At 72.7% G+C, this 21,670-nt stretch carries 14 protein-coding genes; 11 read left to right on the top strand and 3 right to left on the bottom strand.

The genetic code is table 11. The annotated features are described in order from the left end of the window. Positions 1-2: 2 nt before the first annotated feature. From ACWDN5_RS17865 to ACWDN5_RS17830, 8 genes are all read left to right on the top strand, one after another. Complete coding sequence (locus tag ACWDN5_RS17865) at positions 3-245, top strand: acyl carrier protein (RefSeq protein ID WP_310976912.1); 243 nt, start codon at positions 3-5, stop codon at positions 243-245. Then, a complete protein-coding gene (locus tag ACWDN5_RS17860; protein WP_449677085.1) occupies positions 242-1,033 on the top strand; it encodes an enoyl-CoA hydratase-related protein in 792 nt (263 codons plus the stop codon). Before ACWDN5_RS17865 ends, ACWDN5_RS17860 begins: the two co-directional genes overlap by 4 nt. A 181-nt stretch (positions 1,034-1,214) precedes the next feature. Next, the gene (gene ectA / locus ACWDN5_RS17855; RefSeq protein WP_310976915.1) at positions 1,215-1,739 is read left to right on the top strand and encodes a diaminobutyrate acetyltransferase; all 525 of its coding nucleotides are present in this window, start codon (positions 1,215-1,217) and stop codon (positions 1,737-1,739) included. Positions 1,740-1,803: 64 nt separating this feature from the next. Then, the gene (locus ACWDN5_RS17850; protein ID WP_310976916.1) at positions 1,804-2,442 is read left to right on the top strand and encodes a LysE family translocator; all 639 of its coding nucleotides are present in this window, start codon (positions 1,804-1,806) and stop codon (positions 2,440-2,442) included. A gap of 66 nt (positions 2,443-2,508) precedes the next feature. After that, complete coding sequence (locus tag ACWDN5_RS17845; protein WP_449677084.1) at positions 2,509-3,873, top strand: serine hydrolase domain-containing protein; 1,365 nt, start codon at positions 2,509-2,511, stop codon at positions 3,871-3,873. Positions 3,874-4,083: 210 nt separating this feature from the next. Next, the gene (locus tag ACWDN5_RS17840; protein ID WP_449677083.1) at positions 4,084-4,674 is read left to right on the top strand and encodes an RNA polymerase sigma factor; all 591 of its coding nucleotides are present in this window, start codon (positions 4,084-4,086) and stop codon (positions 4,672-4,674) included. Positions 4,675-4,728: 54 nt separating this feature from the next. Beyond that, the gene (locus ACWDN5_RS17835; protein ID WP_310976922.1) at positions 4,729-6,009 is read left to right on the top strand and encodes an ABC transporter substrate-binding protein; all 1,281 of its coding nucleotides are present in this window, start codon (positions 4,729-4,731) and stop codon (positions 6,007-6,009) included. A 32-nt stretch (positions 6,010-6,041) separates the two neighbouring features. Further along, positions 6,042-6,686: a hypothetical protein gene (locus ACWDN5_RS17830; protein WP_310976924.1), complete on the top strand. Its 645-nt coding sequence runs from the start codon at positions 6,042-6,044 to the stop codon at positions 6,684-6,686. 6 nt (positions 6,687-6,692) lie between these two features. Here ACWDN5_RS17830 and bglX read toward each other — a convergent pair whose 3' ends face one another. Continuing rightward, positions 6,693-8,957 carry a beta-glucosidase BglX gene (gene bglX / locus ACWDN5_RS17825; protein ID WP_449677082.1) on the bottom strand — a complete coding sequence of 755 codons (2,265 nt, stop codon included), beginning with the start codon at positions 8,955-8,957 and terminating at the stop codon, positions 6,693-6,695. 446 nt (positions 8,958-9,403) lie between these two features. On the opposite strand from bglX, the gene ACWDN5_RS17820 reads away from it, so the two are divergent. Both ACWDN5_RS17820 and ACWDN5_RS17815 read left to right on the top strand, forming a co-directional pair. Then, positions 9,404-10,285, top strand: a complete 882-nt coding sequence (locus ACWDN5_RS17820; protein ID WP_449677081.1) for a substrate-binding domain-containing protein — start codon at positions 9,404-9,406, stop codon at positions 10,283-10,285. A gap of 218 nt (positions 10,286-10,503) precedes the next feature. Continuing rightward, positions 10,504-12,519 (top strand): AMP-binding protein, encoded by a 2,016-nt coding sequence (locus tag ACWDN5_RS17815; RefSeq protein WP_449677080.1) that lies wholly within the window; start codon positions 10,504-10,506, stop codon positions 12,517-12,519. Positions 12,520-12,687: 168 nt separating this feature from the next. On the opposite strand, the gene ACWDN5_RS17810 is transcribed toward ACWDN5_RS17815, so the two are convergent. Then, entirely contained in the window at positions 12,688-14,085 is a 1,398-nt protein-coding gene (locus ACWDN5_RS17810; RefSeq protein WP_449677079.1) for an alpha/beta hydrolase, read from the bottom strand. Positions 14,086-14,240: 155 nt separating this feature from the next. Next, positions 14,241-14,639, bottom strand: a complete 399-nt coding sequence (locus tag ACWDN5_RS17805) for a histone-like nucleoid-structuring protein Lsr2 (protein WP_310976934.1) — start codon at positions 14,637-14,639, stop codon at positions 14,241-14,243. Positions 14,640-16,974: 2,335 nt separating this feature from the next. Between ACWDN5_RS17805 and ACWDN5_RS17800 the strand changes: the two genes are divergently transcribed. Beyond that, positions 16,975-21,670 (top strand): amino acid adenylation domain-containing protein (locus tag ACWDN5_RS17800; protein WP_449677078.1); only part of this gene is annotated, 4,696 nt, incomplete at its 3' end.

The raw sequence follows: 21,670 nt of genomic DNA, 5'->3' as shown, positions 1-21,670 counted from the left end.
ACATGACGACAGCTGTGGCCGAGGTGGCGGACCTGCTCGCCCGCCATCTCGACGGGACACCGCCCGCGGGGATCACCGCCGAGTCCCGGCTCGAGGACGACCTCGGGCTGAACTCGGCCCAGGTGGTCGACCTGCTTTCCGAGCTGGAGGAACGGTTCGGCTGCGTCGTCGAGGACGAGGACCTCGACACGCTCGAACGCGTCGGCGACCTGGCCGCGATCGTCGACCGGGCGGGCGTCCGGTGAGCGTCGCGCTCGCGGCGCCGGCCTCGCGGGAGTGGCAGACCCTGGAGGTCACCTGGCCGCCGGGCGGCGACCTGCGGGTGACGATCCGGGGGACCGGCGCGGGCAACGTCCTCGGCGGCCCGTTCTGGACCGAGCTGGCCGAGGTCGTGGCGCTCGCCGAGGCCACCGACCGGCCGGGCAGCCTCGTCCTGCGCGGCCACGGCGGAGTGTTCTCCCGCGGCCTCGACCTGCGCTGGTACGTCACCCGGTTGCGCCGGGCAGCCCGGCGCGGCGGGAACGTGCTCGCCGCCGACGCCCGGCGTCTCCAGGACGCGATCACCGGGCTGGCCCGCAGCGGCCGCGTGGTGATCGCCGACATCGACGGCGAGTGCACCGGGGCGGCCCTGGAGCTGGTCTGCGCCTGCGACGTCCGGTACGCCTCGGCCCGCGCCTGGTTTTCGCTGCCGGAGGCTGAGCTGGGGTTGGTCGCGGACCTCGGCGGGCTCCAGCGCCTGCCCCGCCTCCTCGGCGAAGGCGTGGTCCGCGAACTGGTCCTCGGCGGCGGCCGGATCGGCGCCGCCCGGGCCGAGCGGATCGGCCTGGTCAACGGCGGAGCGGCCGACCTGACGGCGTTCTCGGGCCGCGTCCGGGCCCAGCCCGGCCCGGTACTGGCGCAGCTCAAGCGCGAGCTCGACGCGCCGCACGAGGAGAGCCTGGAGACCGGCCTGGACCGGGCGGTCCGCTGGAACACCGAGCACGCTCTGGACGGACTGGCCACGCGCATGACGGCCCGCCTCGGCGCCCGTTAGCGCTCGCCACCGCCGCACGCGACGGCTCCGCCTCGGCGGCTCGCTTCGGGGCCGTTGGCGTGGCTCGCCACTCATCGCGACCGCCGCCGCGCGCGAGGGCCCGCTGGCGAAACTCGCCGCAGCCAACCACCATCGCCCGCGCGGCCTGCCCGAAACCCCTACCACCGGAAAGGTGACCCCCGTGTCCACCACGCCCGACCTCCACACCCCGGCGCTGCCCGGCATCGAGCTGCGCCCGCCCACGATCGCCGATGCGGCCGCGATCCACGAGCTCGTCGTGCGGTCGCCGCCGCTCGATGTCAACTCGCTCTACGCCTACCTTGTCTGGTGCCGGGACTTCGCCGAGACGTCCGTGGTCGCCCGGTACGACGGCCGGCTGGCCGGGTTCGTCACCGGTTACCGGCCGCCGCGGGATCCGGGCACCTACTTCGCCTGGCAGTCGGCCGTCGATCCCGCGCTGACCCGGCCCGGGCTGGCGTTCGCGATGATGACCGAGGTGGCCGGGCGGGCGCGGCGGGCCGGGGCCCGCTGGTTCGAAACCACCGTCAATCCCGGCAACCGGGCGGTCATCATGCTGATCCGCAAGCTCGCGCGCCACCACGGCGGCACCCCCGAGGTGTCGACGCTGTTCGAGAGCGCCGACCTCGGCGGCGGGCACGACCCCGAAGTCCTCTACCGGTTCCCGCTCGCCGAACCGCGCGATTGAGATCCGCGAACGTGGGTAATCGATTACGGACCGTATCGGATCCGGTACCGCGGGAGGGCGGGACATGAGCATCGGGGTGTTGCTGGCGTTCGCCGGAGTCGTCATGGTGGCCTACGTCGTCCCCGGCCCGGACTGGATGGTCGTTCTGCGTGCCGCCGCCCGCGCGCGGCGCTTCGGGTTCCTCGCTGCGGCCGGGGTGCAGTGCGGCCTGTGCGTGCACATGGCCGCCGCCGCGCTGGGGGTGTCCACCGCGCTGCTGCACAGCCCGGTCTTGTTCACCGTCCTGAAGCTCGTCGGCGCCGCCTACCTGGTGTTCCTCGGGGCCCAGGCGCTGTGGCAGTCGTGGCGGCGCCGCCGCGGCACCGAGGAAGCCGAACCGCCGCCCGAAGAGCCGGACACCGAGCTCCGCCCGGCGCGGGTGTTCCGGCAGGCCTTCCTGTCCAACGTCCTCAACCCGAAGGCGGCGCTGTTCTTCGTCAGCGTCCTGCCGCAGTTCCTCGACCCGACGGGCCCGGCCGCCGCGCAGGTGCTCGTGCTGGGCACCCTCGACATCGCGCTGGGCGTCCTGTGGTGGGCGCTGTTCGTGCTGCTCACCGCCCGGTTGTCCGGCCTGATGCGCCGCAGTGGCCCGCGCAAGGCCCTCGACCGGGTGACCGGCACCGCGCTGGTCGGCCTCGGGGTCACGCTGGTCGCCACCAGCTGACTTTCGCTCTCGGCGCTCAAAAAGCGGGCGCGGTTCCCTGTTCGCCGTGCACTGAGGGGTAGTTCCGTGACCGAAGTCGTCCGCCGCGCACTGCGGCGTTTCCGCCGCAAGCACGACGTTCCCGGGGTCGTCGTGTGCACCTTCACCGCCGCTGGGCCGGACCTCGCCGTCGCCGACGGCGTGACCAGCGCCGAGACGCAGCACGCGATGACCCCGGACACGGTGTTCCGGATCTATTCGGTCGCGAAGTTCGTGACCGCCACGATGATCGTGTCCCTGGCCGCCGACGGCGTCCTCGACCTCGACGCGCCGGTCGACGGCTACCTGGGCGGCCTGCGCCGCCGCACCGGGACCGGCAGCGACGGCACCACGCTGCGCCACCTGCTGAGCCACCGGTCCGGGCTGCTCCCGGACGCCGTGCTGCACGACGGGCTGAGCCGGGACCCCGGCGGGCTGGCGGCCGCGGTGCGCCACGACTTCGCGCGGACGCCGGTGCTGGCGCGGGCGGGGGAGTTCTACGGGTTCAGCAACCTGGGGGTCAGCCTGGCCGGCCTGGTCGCGCAGGAGGTGACCGGCCTGCCCTTCGCCGAAGTCGTCCGGCAGCACGTGTTCGAGCCGCTCGGCATGGCGCGCAGCACCCACGACCCGGCCGTGGCGATGACCTACCCGCTGGCCCAGCACCACCTTCCGGGCGGCGACGGGCTGCGCGTCGACCACGGCGCCAAGGCCGGGGCCAAGCACGAGCCGTCGTCGCTGTGCTATTCCACCGCGCTCGACCTCGCCCGGCTCGGGGCGCACCACCTGCGCGCCCGGGCCGAGCTCGCCCAGATGCACCTGCCGCACGCGGACCCGCGGCTGGACGTCGACCTGCGCTACGGGCTCGGCTGCTCCCTTTCGCCTGCCGTGCAAGGCATCCGCCAGATCGGCCACGAAGGGTTCTTCGGCGGGATGTGGGCGAAGCTCGTCATCGACCCCGCCGCCGGCCGCGGGGTGGTGTGGCTGGACAACCGCGGCGAAGAGCTGCGCGAAGAGCGTTACCGGCTGCTGCGCGAGCTCTTCGACGGGCTCGGCCGCACCGACGCGGCCGGCGGCGCCTTCGGGCTCCCTGTCGAGACCGAAGCGGTGCACGGCGAGTACGTCCGGACGGGCGCGCCGACCCTGACGGTGACCGGCGGCGCCGAACTGGAACTGACGGCCGACCGCGATCGCACCGTGCTGGTGCCGCACCAGCGCGCGGTCTGGCGCAGCGCCGATCGCCACGGCCCGGGCGCGCCGCCGTGGGGCCCGCACGCCGGCACCGACCGGATCGTGCTCGGCGCCACCGCGTGGCGCGACGGGTCCGTGCCGGTGGTGCACCTCAACGGTCTGCCGTACGTGCGGCGGGAATGGCGGAAACGCTTGCAAACCCGGGTGGTCGGCGTCGGCGGCTGAATTCGCGCGCGATTCCGCGGCCGGATCCGCTCATTCCTGCGGAGTTCGAAGGACCACGTTGCGTCAATGCATTGCTTTTCCGTCACTCAATCGATATCGCCCGATCGGGTGATATCTGTCGCGGTGGCGTGATCGATTCGTCTTCCTGAGCATGAGCGTCGACGCCATTGATCAGGAATCACCCGTGGAGCGCATGGTCCGGGGGCGTACTTGCGGTCCGGGGAGATTCCGGGCCGCTGGTCGCCGGCTCGCCGAAAGCGAGTGAGGGTGACCAGTGATCGGGAAACCCGGCCCGCCGATCAAGGGGGACCGTACCTCACCGAACTTTTCGAGCTCGTCGGTCCACAAATCAGGAGATACGCGTGCGCGCACGCCCGTCGGGCGGACCCGGACGACGTCGTCGCCGAGACCATCCTGCGGCTTCAGCAGCACCTGGACCGCAATCCCGGTGCCGAGGCGGCGAGCCTGGTTCCGCTGGCGCTGACGATCGCCCGCAACCTCGCGATCGACCAGTCGCGGACGGACGGCCGGGAGGTCTTGCTGCCGTCGGAGACCCTGATCGCCGTTCAATCCCTGCGCCAGGAGGATTTCGCGGACCGGCGTGCCGAGATCATCGACGCCCTTGACGCACTCCGCGCGCTGCCCGGCGACCTGCAAGAAGTCGTGACGCTGGTCTGCCTGGACGAACTCTCCCTCCCGGAAACGGCGCAGATCCTGGGAATCAGCCTGCGGATGGCCCAGCGCCGCTACAAGAAAGGCCGGGAAAGGCTCCGGCGGGCTCTCGGCACGCCCCACCGCTGAGAGCACGTGAGCCGACTGAGCGCAATGGACAGAACGAGCGAAGGAGCGGGGAGCATGGTTCTCGGATGGTTCGGCCGAACGGCCGGCGAGATCGACGACGTCGAGCTCGACCGGCGCCTGGCGGATCTTCGCCGGGCGCTGGGCTCCGCGCCGGCGCACCGGGGTGGTACCGGGTCCGACCACCCGGCGCGTCGCCGCAGGCCCGGTGGCCGCGAGCTGCTCGCCATCAGCGGCACCGGCCCGGACGCGCACCCGGGCGCCGCCGCGGTGCCGCTGCGGCTGGTGGGGTCGCGACGGAAAGCCGGACGCCGTGGCCCGGCCGGACCCGACCTCGCCGCGGGCCGCGGACGGGTCTCCGGCAAGCGCCGGCAGGCGGCCGCGGTCGTCTTGACGGTGGTGCTGGTCGTGTCGGCCGTCGTCGGCGGCTTCTCTTGGAGCCGCGGGTCCGGGCAACCGGCGGCGCCGCCACCGATCACGGTCCGCGTGGGCGTCCTGCCCCTCGTCGACGTCGCCGCCTTCTACCGATCCGTCGACCAGGGGTATTTCCGGTCGGCCGGCCTGGACGTCCAGGTCACCACCGTGGCCAGCGGTCCCGAGGCGGTGCGCGGGCTCCGGACGGGCCGGCTCGACATCGCTTTCAGCAGCTATCCGGGGATGTTCATGGCCCAGGCCACCCACGCGGCGGACCTGAAGGTCATCGCCCCGGCCTACGTCGCCAAGCCCGGCCACCTGATGCTCGTCGGCGCACCGAACCGGTCCTTCACCCGGCCCGACCAGGCCGCGCACAAGAGGATCGGGGTCACGAGCCGGGGATCGATCTCGGACCTGCTCGCGATCTCGGAGATCCGGCAGGCCGGCGGGGATCCGGCCGACATCGACTGGAAGACCATGGACATGCGGGCGATGGTGCCGGCGATGCAGCGCGGCGAGCTCGACGGCGCCGTCGTCGCCGAACCGTTCGTGACGAGGGCCGCCGAAGCCGGCGCGGTCCAGTTGCTCGATCTCGGGCTCGACCTGAACTTCGAGATCCCCATGTCCGGCTGGGTCGCTCCGGCGAGTTTCGCCGCGAGCCGGCCGGAGGTGGTCGGCGCCTTTCAGCGGGCGCTCGCCCGTGGCGTCGGCGACGTGCAGAACCGCGATGTCCGCGAGCAGGTGTTCCAGCAGTACCTGGGCATCGACACCGGCACCGCCCGTGAGGTCCGCGTCGGCAGCTACCCCGCCTACGTGGATCTCGGCGAGCTCCAGCGCGTCGCCGATCTGATGCTGAGCCAGAAGATGCTGTCCACGCCGTTCAACGTCACGACCGTGCTCATGGCCGGGCTACCCGGATCTTGATCGGCCCCACCCACGCCCCACCTGGAGAACAGATGCCCTACCGGAAGACCACGGCCCCTCAGCCGACCACCGAGCGAAGGATCAAGCCCATCGCGGACGCCATGCACTACACGATCCTCGCCGTGGACGTGGAACGCTTCAACGCTCCGGAACGGACCAATCTCCACCGGGTCGTCGTCCGGTCCGGGCTGTACCGAGCGGTTGAGGAGGCCCTGGCCGCCTCGGGCGTCCGGTGGCAGGGCTGCCACCGGAGCGACCTCGGCGACGGCGTGCTCCTGCTGGCTCCGGGAGCGTATCCGAAGGCCGTCTTCGGGGAACGGGTGCCGCAGGAACTCGCGAAGAACCTGCTCGCGCACAACGACGCCCACGCGGCCGAGGAGCGGATCCGGCTGCGGATGGCGCTGCACGCGGGCGAAATCACCCGCGACGCCTACGGTTTCACCGGCTCGGCGATCATCCACGCGTTCCGGCTCCTCGATTCCCGCGCGGTCAAGGACGCCCTGTCGGCCTCGGACGGAGACATCGCGGTCATCACGTCGAACTGGTTCTACGAAGAGGTCATCCGCCACCTCCAGCTCGGCGATCCCGGGAGCTACACCTCGGTGTTCGCCGCCGTGAAGGAAACCACGACGCGCGCTTGGCTGCACCTCCCGGCCGTCCACGCACCGGCCGGCTGAGCGGGGTCAGACCACGGTGAAGCTCGCCGACAGCGTGGCCGCCGAGCTGGTGCCGACGTAGACCTCGATCTTCCCCGGCTCGACGCGGAACCGGGCGGTGTTGTCGTAGAACCCGACGTCGTCCGGGGTGAGGGTGAACGACACCGTCGTCGACGCGCCCGCGGCCAGGGTCACCCGGCGGAAGCCGCGCAGCCGCCGGACCGGCTGGACGATGCTCGCGACCGGGTCGCGCAGGTAGAGCTGGACGACCTCGTCGCCGGCGCGGCCGCCGGTGTTGGTGACGGTGGCGCTCACCTCGATCCGGCCGCCGCGGGCCGGCAGGCGGGTGCCCGAAAGCCGCAGGGTGTCGACGCGGAACGTCGTGTAGGACAGGCCGTGGCCGAACTCGTAGAGCGGTCCGCTCGCGAGGTCGAGGTACTTCGACGTGTACTTGTTCGCCGGGTCGGCGGGGCGCCCGGTGTTCTCGTGGTTGTAGTAGATCGGGATCTGGCCCACCGCGCGCGGGAAGCTCACCGGCAGCTTGCCGCCCGGGTTCACCACGCCGAAGAGGACGTCCGCGATCGCGTGGCCGCCCTGCACACCGGGGGCCCACGCCTCGAGGATGGCGGGGGCGTTGTCGTGCAGGTACGGGATCGTCAGCGGGCGGCCGTTGACGAGCACGACCACGAACGGCTTCCCGGTCTCCTTGATCGCGGCCACCAGCTGCTGCTGCACGCCGGGGAGGTCGATGCTGCTGCGGGCCGCCGCTTCGCCGCTCATCGCGGCGGTTTCGCCGACCACCACGACCGTCACGTCGGCGGCGCGCGCCGCCTGCTGCGCGGCGGCGAATCCGGCGGTGTCGGTTCCGTCGACCGGGCAGCCGGGGGTGTAGGTCACGGTGGCGCCGGGGGCCGCCGCCTTGATCCCGTCGACGACGGTCACCGGCGGCGTCGTCGAGGCGCCGGTGCCGAGGCCGGCCCAGGTGCCGTTGAGGTCGTAGGTCGCCGCACCGAGCGGCCCGACGACCGCGACCGAGCCGACGGACTTCGCCAGCGGCAGCACCGGTCCGTCGTTCTTGAGCAGCACCATGCACCGCCCGGCGGCCTGCCGCGACGCGGCCAGCGCGGCCGGAGAAGGCGCTTTCACCTCGGTGGCTTCGTCGACGTACGGGCGTTCGAACAGGCCGAGCCGGACCTTGACGAGCAGGATCCGGCGGACGGCGTCGTCGACCTGGTCGCGGGTGATCCGGCGCTCGGCGAGCAGCCGTTCGGCGAAGCGGGCGTAGTTGGTGCTGACCATCTCCATGTCGACACCGGCGGGTAGGGCGGCCGCCGCGGCGTCCGCGCCGTCGCCGGCCAGGCCGTGCAGGATGAGTTCCTCGATGCCGGTGTAATCGCTGACGACGAAGCCGCGGAAGCCGTAGGCGCCCTTGAGGACGTCGTGCAGGACGTAACCGTTGCCGTGCGCGGGGACGCCGCTGATGGTGTTGAAGCTCGCCATGACGGTGGCGACGCCCGCTTCGACGCTGGCCTTGAACGGCGGCAGGTAGAGGTTGTGCAGCCGCTGCAGCGAGACGTCGACGGTGTTGTAGTCCCGGCCGCCTTCGGCGCCGCCGTACGCGACGAAGTGCTTGGCGCAGGCGGCCAGCCGGTCCGGGGCGGAGTAGTCGTTCCCTTGGTAGCCGCGGACCTTGGCGACGGCGAACTGCGTCGCCAGGTAGGGATCTTCGCCGTACCCCTCGGCGATCCGCCCCCACCGCGGCTCGTGGGTGACGTCCATCATCGGCGCGTAGGTCCAGTGGATGCCGCTGCTGCGCGCTTCCTTGGCCGAGACGGCGGCGTCGGTCCCGGCGACGGCGGGGTCGAAGCTCGCGCCCTGGGCGAGCGGGATCGGGAAGTTGGTGGTGTACCCGTGGATGACGTCGAGGCCGAAGACGAGCGGGATCTTCAGGCGCGTCTGCTCGACGGCGATGCGTTGCAGGGCATTGAGTTTCGCGGCCCCGACGACGGAGAAGACCCCGCCGAGCCGGCCACCGGCGAGGGCGGCGCGGGCGGTGGTTTCGTCGCCGACGAGCTGGAGCTGGCCGATCTTCTCGGCGAGGGTCATCTGCTCGAGCAGCGCTTCGACCCGCGGATTCCGCTCGGGGCGCGCGGTCTGCCCTTCGGCGGCGGGGGCGAGCAGCCCGGCGGAGGCGACGGAGGCGGAGGCGACGGAACCGGCGAGGCCGGCGAGCACCCGGCGCCGGTTCACCCCACCGTCGGCCGAAGTGTCGTGCTGCACCTGCTGCGACATGGCGGGGACCTTTCGCGAGGCGGAACTCCTTCGTTCGGTCAGGTTCGCCCAGCCTAGCCACGGCCGGCCAGCACGGCCGCGTGAACGGGAAGCCCCGGTGCAGCAGGCAGAACTCGGTGGTGCGCTCGCCGTCGAATCCGTCGAACGCGCCGATTCGTCACCCCGCCGCACCACCACCGGCGGCCGGCCCTCGCCCCGGTGCCAGCCTGTTACTGAGCGGTCGCTTAGTGATCTTCTTCACGAGCCGCCCAGGACGGCTGCCGGCCACGCGGGGCCTCCGGTGGCACAGGTGCCCAGGTCGGAACCGCTTCTCATGGCGGATGGCGATTGGCTGACGAGCGTCGCGAACAGCGGTGTTGCCCACGTCAAGGTGAACATCGCCCGTCGCTGTGGTGACCTCGAAGCGACGGAGTCGTCGTGTGGGCGACCGATGAGGGGTGGGCGGCGTGCGGGAACGGACCAGCGGGGACCTCTGCGGCGGCGCGGCCGTCGTGCTGCCGGACCCGGCGCGCTCGATCGGCGTGCTCACCTCGACGCTGGCCACGCTCGGCAACAGCCGCACGCTCGACGCCGTCGCGCGGGCGGCCGCGGCCGAGGGGTACGCGATCAAGCTGATGCCCCTGGGCAAACCGACCCGCGACGCGGTCACCGATGCCTTCCGCGAACTGCGGGACCACGTCGTCGACGGGCTGGTCGTGCTGGTCGAGGAATACGACCTGGATTGGCCGGGAATCGTTTTCCCGGACAGCATCCCGGTGGTGGTCGTCGATTCCAACGTGCGCGCCGGATATCCGACCGTGGACACCGATCAGGCACAGGGCGCGGTGCTGGCGACCGAGCACCTGCTCGCCCTCGGCCACGAAACCGTGTGGCACATCGCGGGCCCGACGGATTCGTTCGCGGCCGAACACCGGGAACGGGCGTGGCGGCGGACGCTGACGCGGTTCGACCGCACGGTGCCGGTGCCGGTGGTCGGGGACTGGACGGCCGGATCCGGCTACACGCTCGGCCGGGTGCTGGCCCACGAGCCGGCGATCACCGCGGTCTTCGCGGCCAACGACCAGATGGCGCTGGGACTCCTGCGGGCGCTGCACGAATCCGGCCGTTCCGTGCCGGGCGAGGTCAGTGTCGTCGGGTTCGACGACATGGCCGAGGCGGCGAGTTTCTGGCCGCCGCTGACCACGGTCCGGCAGTCGTTCGCCGAACTCGGCGACCGGGTGGTGCGGACGTTGCTCGGCGAGTTCGGGTCGGGCGCGCGGACGGCGACGCTCGAACGGATTCCGGTGTCCCTGGTGGTCCGGGGCAGCACCGGCCCGCCGCCGTGGTGATCCGCCGCGGCGTGAGAAAGCTGTGAAGCACTCGGCGGTTCGCTGGTTTTTGCGCGCTCCACACGATTGAATACATCGAATCGTGCGACCGCGTGTTGACACGACGGCCGGCGCAAACGGATGCTCGGCAGAGCGGCCGAAAGGCCGAACCCCCCGGATCGACACAAGGGAGAAAGCCGAGTCATGACCGCCGTGCCGGCGCCTCCCGCCGTGTCCTGATGGAGCCCGAACTCCTCGAGATCACCGTCACCCTGCCGCACCCGCCCGCGGCGGTGTGGACGATCGTGGGCAGCCCGCAGCTGTACCCGCGGTTCGTCCGGGGGATCACCGCGTGCGAGCCGGTTTCCGAGGCGACCGGCCGGGGCGCCCGCTACCGGTACCGCGCCGGCGGCGAGGGCGAGGCCGAGATCTTCGTCCACCGCCGGGACGAGCACCTGGCCTGGTCCGGCCGGCGGCACCGGATGTCCGTCGTTCTGCGCCCGGTGCCCGAAGGCTGCGCGATCACCCTCCTGCTCACGCTGCTCGACGGCCGGTCGCCGGCGGTCCCGCGGATCCGGCAGCGGATCCTGGACGCGGTCGCGGCGATCAGCGACCACCTCGGCGGCGTCCCCGCGGCCGATCCGCTGCCGCCGCGCCCGTCGAAGCGCGAGTTCGCCCGGATCCTCGTCAAGGCCGGCGTGCTCACCCCGGCCCAGCCCGCCGGGACGCTGCGGCAGCTGCGGGCGGTGGGCCGCTGGGGCTCGACCCTGGCCGGCGGCTACGAGGCGGTCGCCCGTCGCGCGCCGGAGTCCCTCGCGCTGTGCGACGAGCGTTCCGAGCGGACCTTCGGCGAGCTCGACGACCGCACCACGCGGCTGGCGGCAGTGCTGAAGCGCTACGACATCACCGAGGGGTCGCGGGTCCTCCTGATGTGCCGCAACCACAACGCGATGGTCGAGGCGATGATCGCCTGCAGCAAGCTCGGCGCGGACGTGGCCCTGATGAACACCGGGCTGGCCCTGGGCCAGGCGGCGGAGTTCGCTCTGCGGCACGGCTCCCAGCTCGTGCTCGCCGACGCCGAGTTCGCCGCCCTGCGCGGGCAGCTGCCGTCTGACATCCCGCAGCTGTGGACCTGGCCGCCCGGCAACGGGTGGCACGGCCCGACGATCGAAGGGCTGATCGAAGCGCAGGAGCCCACCCGGCTCGCCCCGCCGGCCAAGCCCGGCCGGCTCGTCGTGCTCACCTCGGGCACGTCCGGCCCGCCGAAGGGCGCCCGCCGCCCGACGCCGAACAACGTCGCGGACGCCGCCGCGGTGCTCTCGGAGATCCCGCTGCGGGCCGGGGAACCGATCCTGGTCGCCGCGCCGCTGTTCCACACGTGGGGCCTGGCCGCGCTCCAGCTCGCCATGGCGCTGCGGGCGGGCCTGGTGCTGCCCCGGCGGTTCGACCCCGAGGCGACGCTGTCGATGATCGAAAAGCAGCGCTGCACGGCGTTGTTCGCGGTGCCGACGATGCTGCGGCGGCTGCTGGACCTGCCGGAGAAGACCCGGGCCCGCTACGACCTGTCGTCGCTGCGCGTGGTCGCCAGCTCCGGCGCGGGCCTGCCGGGCCGGCTGGGCGAGGAGTTCATGGACGCGTTCGGCGACATCCTCTACAACCTGTACGGCTCGACGGAGGTGTCGTGGGCGGCGATCGCCGGCCCAGGAGATCTTCGCGCGGCCCGCGGAACGGCGGGCCGCCCGCCGATCGGCACGGCGATCCGCGTCCTGGACCGGGCGGGCAACCCGGTCCCGCCGGGCGCGACGGGCCGGCTGTACGTGGGCAACCGCCTGCTGTTCGACGGGTACACCGACGGAGAGCAGCTGGACGTCCGCGACGGCCTGATGGACACGGGCGACCGCGGGTACGTCGACGCGAACGGCCTGCTGTTCGTGCAGGGCCGCGAAGACGAGATGATCGTGTCGGGCGGCGAGAACGTGGCCCCGGCCCCGGTGGAGGAAGTGCTGTTGAGCCTCCCGGAGGTCCGCGAGGCGGCGGTGGTCGGAGTCCGCGACGCCAAGTACGGCCAGCGCCTGGCGGCTTACCTCGTGCTGGCCCCGGGCGCCCACCTGGACGCGGACACGGTGCGGTCGCACGTACGGGAGCGGCTGGCGCGGTTCGCGGTGCCGCGAGACGTCGTGTTCGTGGAGGAGCTGCCGCGCAATGCGACCGGGAAGGTCGTGAAGCGGGCTCTGCGCCGCAACTACCGCTGGTGACCGGCCTGCCCGCCGGCGTCTCTTGTGGAGTGTCGGGAGTGGACGAAGGCACCCGGCTCGGCGGAGGAGTTCTCCCGAAGCCGGGACGACCTGGACGAGCACATCTACCTGCGAGCCCTCCCGCCGTCGCCGTGCAGGCCGTCGCGGACGGCGTGGCGCCGGTAGGGGTCAGGCCGGGCAGCTGATGTCGCGGTCCGGCACTTCCAGCGCCAGCAGGTAGCGTGCCACGGCCGACCGGGTGCAGGTGTTCTTTTCGAAGACTCCGTGGGCCGCGCCCTCGTACGTCACCAACGTGGTGTTCGCCGGGGCTTGGCGGTGGATGGCGAGGGCCCAGGCGTACGGCGTCGCCGGGTCGTGGAGGGAGTTCAGCAGGAGGACTTGCGGCGCGCGCGGGATGCTCAGCCGGTGCGGCGGGTTCGACGGCGGGCCCTGGACGCCCAGGCACGCCATCGCTTCGCTGTGGCTCAACGTGCTGCCGCGCATGAGCGGCCCGCGGCGCAGCTCCTCGGCGTGCAGCACCGAGTACTGCGCGAAACTCCGGATCCGGAGGTCGAAGTCCTGGCAGACGACGGCGAGGCGGATGGAGTCGTAGTTGTAGGAGAACTGGGCGGTCATCGGCGGATTGCCGGCCGCGGCTTCGGCGATCGTCTCGCCCAGGTCGGTGTAGTCGGGGCGGTACATGTCTTTCAGCACCCGGTCGCGCAGTTCGTTCTGCGCCAGCGGCTCCCCGGCGGTCATCGCGAGGGCTTTCTCCCAGACGGCGAAGACGTCCTGGCCGTGCAGCGCGCAGGTCGTCGTCCGGTCGCACCACGCGGCGAACTGGCGGAACGCGTCGTCCGCGGCGGCGGCCCGGTCGCCGAGGAACCGCGTGAGGCCGGCGCTGTGGTCGATGGAGCTGTCGAGCACCAGCGCCCGCACCCGGTCCCCGTGCTTCTCGGCATACTGCTGGCCGAGCAGCGTGCCGTAGGAGATGCCGAAGAAGCTGAGCCGCGCTTCGCCCAGCGCGCGGCGGACCGCGTCCATGTCCTGGGCGTTGACGCCGGTGTCGGCGTGGTCGAAGACGGGGAGGTTGCGGGCGCGGCAGGCGGAGACTCGTTTCTCGCTGTAGGTCCGCAGCGCGGCGAACTCGGCCGGCCCGGTCGGCTCGTCGCTCGGCGGCGCGCCCGTGTTCTCGCATTCGATGAAGTGGCTGCGGCCGGTGCCGCGCACGTCGAAGCCCACGACGTCGAACCGGGCCCGGATCTCCGGGCTGAACACGGTCGGCGTCACGGCGAGTTCCGCATTCGACGAGCCAGGGCCGCCGAAATCCGCCATCAGCACGCCGAGGCGGTGTGCGGAATCCGTGGCCCGGTGCCGGGCCACGGCGAGGTCGATCGACGGTCCGTGCGGCGAGTTCCAGTCCAGCGGCACCCGGACCGTGCCGCACTCGCCGTCCGGCGGCGTGGGGCTGTCCGGGTCGACGGGGCACGCCGACCAGACGATCGGCGCCGGTGTCCAGCCGGCGTCGGCGACGGCCGGGGCGGCGCCGGTCAGCAGAAGTGCGCTCGCCAGAACGGTTCCCAGCACCTTTTCGGCTCCTCCCCGTGGCGGCCCGGACCTCGCCGACCGTAGGGCGGGTGGGTCTGGACCACAAGGGCCGATCAGGCATTACCGCGGGCGCGGCCGGTTATTCCGGCGCGCCGGCGAAGGGCCGGGAAAATGTTTCCTGCCGTTTTCGGGAGTCAGGCGGCGGCTTTCCTGCGCGGAGCGCGCTTGCGCGGCGACGGAACGGGCGATTCCGCGTCTTCCCCGTGCACCCGTTCGAAGGCGGCGACGACTTCGGAGGAGAGCCGCCCGCGCTCGGAGACGTCGAAGCCGTTCGCGTTCGCCCAGGCCCGGATCCGCTGGTTGCGCTCACGATCGGCGGCGGTGGTCGACTGCCCGGTGGCGACGCGCACCTTGCGCCCGCCGACCCGCCGGCCGGCGCCGATGTAGCGGGCCAGTTCGTCACGCAAGGCGGCCGCGTTCCGGTCGGAAAGGTCGATTTCGAAGGTGACGCCATCAAGGCTGAACTGGACGGTCTGGGCGGCGGCGCTGCCGTCGATGTCGTCGAGGATCTCGACGGAGACTTTCTGGGCCACGTGGGTGCTCCTCCGGTGGATGTGCGCTCGAGAACGCGAACAGCACAATGCGCCCGCGTTCCCGGGGAAGTGTATCCACAACCGGCGCGAAAGGGAATTCAACTCGCGGGTAAAACAGGGGCGGGTCCGTTCGGCGTAATTGCCCGCATCGAAGCGGCAAGGAGGCGGGGTCGACGGGGGTGGGAAATGGGGTGGGTGTCGCCTCAATGGGTGAAGAACGACTTCGGCGGGGTGGGGGTGGGCCGGGTCCCGGTGGGTGCGTCAGGGGTCTCGGCGGGCGAAGAGGCTGAGGTCGTCGGATATGGGTCGGGATGGGTCTATTGTGGACGTCCTTTCCGGACGGCTGAGGGTGGGGTCGTCCGGCGGATTCCGGGTTGGGGTGAAGTTGTTCCGGGAATGCTGGTCGGTGGTGTGGGTCGGGTGGGGCTCCGGTGGGGGGATGGCGTGATCGCGTCGGCCGCAATTCCGGTGGTTGTGGATCAGAGGGGGCAGGTGGTCGGGTGTCGGCGGCTCGGGGCGGGGTGGGCGGGGATCGGCCGGGAATGCGGCTCTGGGGTGGGTGGGCGTGGGTGGGAATGCGGGTCGGGGGCAGGTGGGGCGCCCGCCGGGGCTGGGCGGCGGGCGTTGGGTGTCGGGCTGTGGCGGGATCGGCGGGGCGAGCGGGGAGTGGCTCGGCGTGGGTGGGAATGCGTTCGGGGACAGGTGGGGCGCCCGCCGGGGCTGGGGCGGCGGGCGTTGGCTGTCGGCTGTGGCGGGATCGGCGGGGTGAGGGGGGATCGGCCGGGAATGCGGCTCTGGGGTGGGTGAGCGCGGGCGGGAATGCAGATCGGGGACGGGCGCGGGCGTTGGGCGCTGGCTGCGGCGGGATCGGCGGGCGTTGGGTGCGGGGCGACTTGGCTGGATGCGGGGCGCGTGGGGTGGCGGGCGGCGCAGGGTGCGCGGCGGCTGGCCGGAAGCGAGGTTGGGCGCCGGTGGGTGCGGGGCGCCGGCCGGGGCCGGGGCGGCCGACGCGAGGTGCTGGCTCTTGGGATGGGGTGCACTGCGCCGGCCGTGGCGCGGTCGGCGAGTGCGGGCCGAGGCGGGGCGAGGCGCGGGCCCTGACTGCGGCGGGCGTGGGGCGCCGGTTGAGCCGGCGCCGGTGCAGGGCGGCTGTGGCCCGGCCGGCGGGTGCGGGTCGGCGCGCGCGGCGGGCAGTCCCGTGCCCGTTGGGTCGCCCGGTCGTAGTGGGAAGCCTGCGCTCGTTGGGCGGCCGGTTGAAGTAGGGAGCCCCGTGCCTGTTGGTCGCCTGGTTGCAGTGGGGAGCCCGCGCTCGTTGGGTCGCCCGGTTGCAGTGGGGGCCCATGCCCGTTCGGTCGCCCCGTCGCAGTGGGAAGCCCGGGCCCGTTGGGTCGCCCGGCCGCAGTGGGGAGCCCGCGCCGCCGGGCTTGGGGGAAGCCTCGCTCCGCAACGCGAGCCCGCGGTGCCACCCTCCGTCATCACCACGGGCAGCGCGCCGGCCAACCCCCGCCGCTTCCCCGGCCCGGTGAACGCCGTTCACCTCTCGCTCAATCGGCGACCTCCGGCATTCCCGCGTCAACTCGGCCCACTGGGCGGGACCCGTCAAGGATCTGCATCCCGCGCCCCGGGACCGCTTCTTCGATCGATCATTTCACCGGTGCACCTCTCTCTTCCGTGTTACCCGCCAATCGGGTGACGTGTCGTAAGCTGAACCACAACTCCCGAAACCGGCATACTCCCGGCGTCACCCGGCTTCGTCACCCGAGTGACGCGGTGTCTTCGCTGGTGAGCGCTCTGCTGTAAAGTCAAACCTCCCAATCGAGGTAACATTTTCCGGCAGAAGAGTGAACAAAAACTGTCGCTGTACTACTCGCTGTCCGGGCAAAGCCTCCGCGATTTTTGGACATTTTTGCCAATGCTCCGTTCGGCGGTACGAGCAACGCGTTCACTGGGTAGCGTGATGCCAATCCGGCTGGTCTTGGGGGTACTCGACTGCCGGGTGACCGACCTGCTGCACGAAGAACGCTGGTTGTCGCGCGCGTTCGGCGGTCGCCGGTGCCTAATCGGCACGGCGGGGGTGCCGTCGAAATCGGAACTGTTTCCGGGGGTTGCCGCGCGGCTGTCACGCTGGAAAGGATCAATGTGTCTCGCGCTCGTTCCTGCGGGTTCGCCCGGTGTGTGGCACGCCGGGCCGATTTGTTGAACGAGTGGCAAATACCCGGTTGCCCGGACGGAAGTCTTTTGCCGATTTCCCTGGTCGCGGGCCCCTTCTGCCTGTCTTCTGCCAGCGCCTGGACGGCCCCGCGCTGACCTCATCCGTGCTCGAAAGGTTTCCGCAATGCCGCGATACGACGTCTCGGTTCCTGCTGCCGACGACGACAGATCGGTGCCCGCGCGTACCCTCGCCGGGCTGTTCCAGGCGCAAGTCGCCCGCACCCCCGATGCACCGGCCCTGACCGGCGCCGACGGCACCCTGACCTACGCGACCGTCAACGCGCGGGCGAACCGGCTGGCGCGCGTGCTGGTGCGACGCGGCGCCGGCCCCGAAAAGGTCGTCGCGCTGCTGCTGCCCCGGTCGGCCGACCTCGTCGTCGCCGAGCTGGCGGTCGCCAAGGCCGGGGCCGCCTTCCTGCCCGTCGACCCCGAGCAGCCCGCCGAGCGCGTCGCCTTCGTGCTCTCCGACGCGCAGCCCGTGCTCGTCGTGGGCCGCGGGCACGCGGCAGCCACCCTCGACCTCGACGAAACCGACAGCGAGACCGACAGCGAAACCGACGACGAAACAGCCGCCGACCCCACGCCCCCGCTGCACCTCGACCACCCGGCCTACCTCATCTACACGTCCGGCTCGACCGGCGTGCCCAAGGGCGTCCTCGTCACCCACCGCGGCCTGGCCGGCTTCTGCGCCGCCATGCGGGAGCAATACGACGTGCGCCCCGGCGACCGGGTGCTCGAGTTCTCCTCGCCGAGCTTCGACGCCTCCGTCCTCGAACTCGGCATGGCGCTGCCGCACGGGGCTGCTCTCGTCGTGCCGCCGCCCGGCCCGCTGCTGGGCGAGCGGCTCGCGGACGTCCTGGCCGAGCACCGGGTCACCCACGCGCTCATCCCGCCGGTCGCACTGGCCACGCTGCCGGCCGGCCACGCGCTGCCGGACTTCCGCACGGTGATCGTCGGCGGCGACGCCTGCCCGCCCGAACTGGTCCGGACCTGGGCGCCCGGGCGCCGGATGATCAACTCCTACGGTCCCACCGAATTCACCGTCGTCGCCACCTGGAGCGACCCGCTGGTCCCCGGCGGCACGCCCCCGATCGGCCACCCGCTGCCGGACGCCACCGCGTACGTCCTCGACGACGCGCTGCGCCCCGCCGAGACCGGCGAGCTCTACGTCACCGGCCCCGGCTTGGCCCGCGGTTATCTCGACCGGCCGGGCCTGACCGCGAGCCGGTTCGTCGCCGACCCCTTCGGCGCACCGGGCGCGCGGATGTACCGGACCGGTGACGTCGTCCGCCGCGCGGAAACCGGTGAGCTGGAGTTCGTCGGACGGGCCGACCACCAGGTCAAGATCCGCGGCTTCCGGATCGAACCGGGCGAAATCGAAGCACTGCTGCTCGGGCAGGAGAACGTCCGCGAGGCGGTCGTCGTCGCCCGCGAGGACCAGCCCGGCGTCAAACGCCTGGTCGCCTACGTCGTCGGGGACGCCGATCCCGCCGACCTGCGGGCCGCCGCGGCCGACCGGCTGCCGCCGTACATGGTCCCGGCCGCCTTCGTCCCCCTGGACGCGATGCCGCTGACCCACCACGGCAAGCTCGACCGCGACGCGCTGCCCGAACCCGACTGGTCCGCCCAGGTCCGCGCCACGCACACCGCGCCCCGGACCCCGGCCGAGCACGCGCTCGCCGCAATCTGGGCCGACGTCCTGGGTGTCCCGGACATCGGCGTCGACGCGGACTTCTTCGAACTCGGCGGCGACTCCATCCTCGGCGCCCGCGCGCTCGCCCGGATCCGCGCCCGCTTCGGCGCCGACCTGTCCCCACGCGTGGTGTTCGACGCCCGCACCATCGCGAAGCTCGCCGAGCTGCTGCCCGACGACGGCGCCCCGGCCGGCCGGATCGAGCCCGTGCCGCACGAGGCCGTGGTCCCGCTCTCGCCCGTCCAGCGCCGCCTGTGGGTGCTCGACCAGCAGAACCCCGGCAGCACCGAATACAACGCCGGCGTCGGCCTCACCCTCACCGGCCCGCTGGACCGCGACGCCCTGCGCGCCGCCCTCGACGGGCTGGCCGCGCGGCACGAGTCGCTGCGGACGACGTTCCGGACCGTCGACGGCGAGGGCGTGCAGATCGTCGCCGACGAGGGCACCATCCCGCTGCGGGAGACCGCTGCCGAAGCGGACCTCGACGCGCAGCTCGCGGCCGAACTGGACCGCCCCTTCGACCTGACGACCGGGCCGCTCACCCGGGCCACGCTGATCCGCCGCGGCCCGGACGACCACCTGCTCCTGCTGTGCCAGCACCACATCATCACCGACGGCTGGTCGGTCGGCCTGCTCGTGGACGAGCTCGCCGCGCTCTACGCGGGGGAGAAGCCCGCCCCGCTCGACATCGGCTACCGCGACTACGCCCGCTGGCACCACGACCGGCTGGCCGGCCTCCGCGACCGGCAGCTCGCGTATTGGCGCACGCAGCTCGCCGGCCTCGAACCCCTCGACCTGCCCACCGACCGGCCGCGCCCGCCCGTCCGGGCCACCGAGGGCGCGATCCGCCGGTACGAGCTGCCGGCGGAGCTCGCCGACAACCTCGCCGCACTGGGCCACGACACCGGCGCGACGCTGTTCACCACGCTGACCGCGCTCGTCCAGGTGCTGCTGGCCCGCTACACCGGGCAGGACGACGTCGCCGTCGGCACCGCCGTCTCCGGCCGCGACCACGACCAGCTCGAACGGCTCGCCGGGTTCTTCGTCAACACCCTCGTCCTGCGGTCCGCGGTCGACGCGGCGGAACCGTTCGACCGTTTTCTCGGCCGGGTCAAGGAAACGACGCTGGCGGCCTTCGCCGCCGCGGAAGTGCCCTTCGACCAGGTCGTCGACGACCTGCGGCCGGCCCGTGACCCGAGCCGGACCCCGCTGGTGCAGGTCCTGCTGGTGTTGCAGCAGGACCTCGTCCGGCCCCGGGAGGCGGGCGCCCTCCGCCTGGGCGAGCACGATCTGCCCCGCCCCCGGGCCCGGTTCGACCTCGTGCTGGAGTTCCAGCAGCAGGGCCGCAGTGTCGCGATCGAGTACGACACCGCGCTCTTCGACGCCGCCACGATCGACCGCTTCGCCGGGCACCTGCGGGTGCTGGCCGAAGCGGTGGTCGCCGAACCGCACCGGCCGGTGGCCGAGCTGCCGATCCTCGACGACGCCGAGCTGGCGCACCTGGCCGGTCTCTCGTGCGGGCCGGTCCTGGAAGAGCCGGAAGTCACGCTGCCGCAACTGTTCGAGGCCCAGGTGGCCCGCACGCCGGACGCGGTCGCGGTCGTCTGCGAGGGCCGCTCGCTCACCTACGCCGAGCTCGACGAGCAGGCCGACCGGCTGGCCCGGGTCCTGGCCGAACGCGGAGCCGGGCCCGAACGGTTCGTCGCCGTCTCCCTGCCGCGCACGGAACGGATCCTGGTGGCGCTGCTCGGGGTGCTCAAGTCCGGCGCCGCCTACCTCCCGGTCGATCCCGCCTACCCGGCCGACCGCCAGGAACTGATCCTCGACGACGCCGGCCCGGCCCTGCTGCTCACCCCGGACGGCCGCGGCCCCGGGTCCGTCCCCGCGCTCGCGTTCGACGATCCCGCCCTGTTCGAGGGCGCCCCCGCACAGCGAGACCGCGCCACGAACCCCGACCACCCCGCCTACGTGATCCACACGTCCGGCTCGACCGGCCGCCCCAAGGGCGTTGTGGTCGCCCACCGCAGCGCCGCGAACCTGGTGGCCTGGGCGCGCACGGACTTCGCGGACGTCTTCCGGCCGGGGTCCACAGTGGTCGCTTCGACGTCGCTGAACTTCGACGTCTCGGTGTTCGAGATCTTCGCGCCGCTGATGACCGGTGCCACCGTCGAGATCGTCCGGGACGTGCTGGCCCTCGGCGAAGGCGAGCACACCGGCCGGCCGGTCGGCCTGGTCAGCGGCGTGCCCTCGGCGTTCGCGCAGCTGCTGGCCCAGGGCGCGGTGACGGTGCGGCCGTCCACCGTGGTCCTGGCCGGCGAGGCGTTGACCCGGCACGCGCTGCTCGACATCCGGAAAGCGTTGCCGGACAGCCGGATCGCCAACATCTACGGGCCCACCGAGTCCACTGTGTACGCCACCGCCTGGTACCACGACACCGACCGCACGCCGCCGATCGGCCGTCCGATCGCCGGCATCCGCGCGTACGTCCTGGACCGCGGGATGCGGCCGGTACCGGTCGGCGTCGCCGGTGAGCTGCACCTCGGCGGGGCCGGGGTGGCCCGCGGCTACCTCGGCCGGCCCGGGCTGACGGCGAGCCGGTTCGTGGCCGACCCCGCGGGCGCGCCCGGCGCCCGGATGTACCGGACCGGCGACGTCGTGCGCTGGACCGCCCGCGGCGAACTGGAGTACCTCGGCCGCGCCGACGACCAGGTCAAGATCCGCGGCTTCCGGATCGAGCCCGGCGAAGTCGAGGCCGCGCTGCGGAAGCACCCGGACGTCACCGAGGCGGTCGTCGTCGCGCGCACCGACGGCGGGCACCAGCGGCTGGTCGCCTACGTCGTGCCCGAGGCGCCCGCCGACCTGCGGGACTTCCTCGGCGCCTCGCTGCCCGCCCACCTGGTGCCCTCGGCGTTCGTGCCCCTCGATCGGCTGCCGCTCAACCCGAGCGGCAAGCTCGACCGGCGCGCCCTGCCCGCCCCGGACTGGACCGGCGGCACCACCCGCGTCGCGCCGCGCACCGGCACCGAACGGCTCCTCGCGACCATCTGGGCCGACGCCCTCGGCCTGCCCGAGGTCGGCGTCGAGGACAACTTCTTCGAGCTCGGCGGCGACTCGATCCTCAGCATCC

The sequence above is a fragment of the Amycolatopsis sp. NPDC003731 genome (genome assembly GCF_053586895.1).
This window is presented reverse-complemented; position numbering and strand designations above follow the sequence as displayed.

What these genes read in the sequence shown, in the direction of transcription:
- ACWDN5_RS17835 (WP_310976922.1), top strand. Translation starts at nt 4,729, where the DNA reads ATGGTTCTCGGATGGTTCGGCCGAACGGCCGGCGAGATCGACGACGTC.
- bglX (WP_449677082.1), bottom strand. Translation starts at nt 8,957, where the DNA reads ATGTCGCAGCAGGTGCAGCACGACACTTCGGCCGACGGTGGGGTGAAC.
- ACWDN5_RS17815 (WP_449677080.1), top strand. Translation starts at nt 10,504, where the DNA reads ATGGAGCCCGAACTCCTCGAGATCACCGTCACCCTGCCGCACCCGCCC.
- ACWDN5_RS17830 (WP_310976924.1), top strand. Translation starts at nt 6,042, where the DNA reads ATGCCCTACCGGAAGACCACGGCCCCTCAGCCGACCACCGAGCGAAGG.
- ACWDN5_RS17865 (WP_310976912.1), top strand. Translation starts at nt 3, where the DNA reads ATGACGACAGCTGTGGCCGAGGTGGCGGACCTGCTCGCCCGCCATCTC.
- ACWDN5_RS17850 (WP_310976916.1), top strand. Translation starts at nt 1,804, where the DNA reads ATGAGCATCGGGGTGTTGCTGGCGTTCGCCGGAGTCGTCATGGTGGCC.